The following is a 1580-nucleotide window of genomic DNA, read 5'->3' on the forward strand; positions in this document are numbered from 1 at the left end:
CTAGCCCGAAGATTTCTTCAGCAAACCTGCTGAAGCGATTTTTGGGTGCGCAGGCTGCCCCGGCGATGAAGCAGTAGGGATCAGCGGTGTGTGGAGCAATTTTTCAGTGCCGCAGACGCAATTCCCCCTACCCCCGTTGCGTTATAACGTGCCGGGGACAGCACTTTTTCAGCGTTACGGAGCCATGGCGCGGGCGGCGTGCGCGTAGACATGGCGCAGCGGATGATGCGAGGCCAGCAGGATGCGAACGCGCCGGGTATTGCGCACGATGGCCGCACCGATTTTCAGTAGACGTACCCGGATCGTCGCGGCGCTGGCACGCTCCAGTTCAGTGCCTCGTAGCGCCGTCTCGCGCAGGCGCTGCATGAGCGTATAGGCCAGGGCAGCCAGCAGCAGTCGGAACTGGTTGGCGGCGAAGCGATGGCAGCTGGCTCGTGTGCCGAACAGATCGAGCTGCGCCTCCTTGATGCGGTTCTCGGCTTCGCCCCGAGCGCAGTACAGCTGCTCGTACAGCTGCATGGCATCGCCGTCCCGGATATTGGTGACCACGAAGCGCGGGTTCACGCCCTGGGCGCCGTATTCCAGGCGGGTCAGCACCCGCCGGGGGCGGTTCCACGAGCCGGCCGCGTAGGAGAACTCACTGACCAGGCGCTGCTTGCGCCCGGTGCGCTCGTAGTCGCGCCTGAGGACTTCCTCAGCCTGCGCAACGCGCGCCTGAAGGCGCTTGTTGCGAGCCAAGCCGATGATGTATTGCACATCACTGCGTTCACACCAGCGTATCAATCGCTGACGGCAGAATCCCGAGTCCCCGCGAATGATGATCCTGACTTTTGGCCATGCCTGGCGCAGCCGGTTCACCAGCAGGCGCAGCACCGCCGCCGCATGCCTGGCCCCGTCAATACGACTGGGCCGCAGCAGGCAGGCCAGCATCGACTGGCCGCAGAACACGTACAGCGGTAGATAACAGTGGTGGTCGTAGTAAGCGTGGAACTGCTTGTGCTCCTGCTCGCCGTGCAGCGGGATATCCGAGGCATCCGCGTCCAGAATCAGTTCCTTGGGGGCCGTGGCGAAGCTGGCGATGAAGTGTTCAACCAGCACCCCATGCAGTGCCCACGCATCGGCGCGGGTCGCACCCGTTTCCAGACGACTGAGCGTGGGCGAACTGGCCAGGGGACGATCCCGCCCGATCGCCGTTTGCATCAGAGAATCGGCGCGCAGGGTATCGTGATCGTTCAGGTCTTCGTAGCCGCAACACAGGCCGTACAGGCGCTGGGCCAGCAAATCGCGCAGGCGGTGGTGGATGCGACCAGCGGCTCGGCGCTCGGTCAGCGCCTTGGCCGCCATGCGCGACAGGCCGGTACGCGCATCAATTCTTCGCAGCAGCATCAGCCCGCCGTCGGAACTGAGATCGCCACCCTGGAAATTCGCTTGCAAATGGCGCCGTCCAAGCCGCCCAAAGTCCAGTTGTTCGGTGGTACGATCTGGTATCGGCACATCTTTCCCCAAAATCTTGTTCGCACCTTGATTTTATGCGGGTTTCAGGGATGTGCCGATTCCTTTTGGTGAAAAATCCAGGCTAG

1 protein-coding gene is annotated in these 1580 nt (G+C 62.8%); it reads right to left on the minus strand.

Going from position 1 to position 1580, the window contains the following annotated elements:
- Window positions 1-174 precede the first annotated feature (174 nt).
- The gene (locus HNR28_RS18050) at window positions 175-1488 is read right to left on the minus strand and encodes an IS1380 family transposase (protein ID WP_151025672.1); all 1314 of its coding nucleotides are present in this window, start codon (window positions 1486-1488) and stop codon (window positions 175-177) included.
- Window positions 1489-1580: the final 92 nt, after the last annotated feature.

This window comes from Castellaniella defragrans (genome assembly GCF_014203015.1).
In the GTDB taxonomy this organism is placed as follows: domain Bacteria; phylum Pseudomonadota; class Gammaproteobacteria; order Burkholderiales; family Burkholderiaceae_B; genus Castellaniella; species Castellaniella defragrans.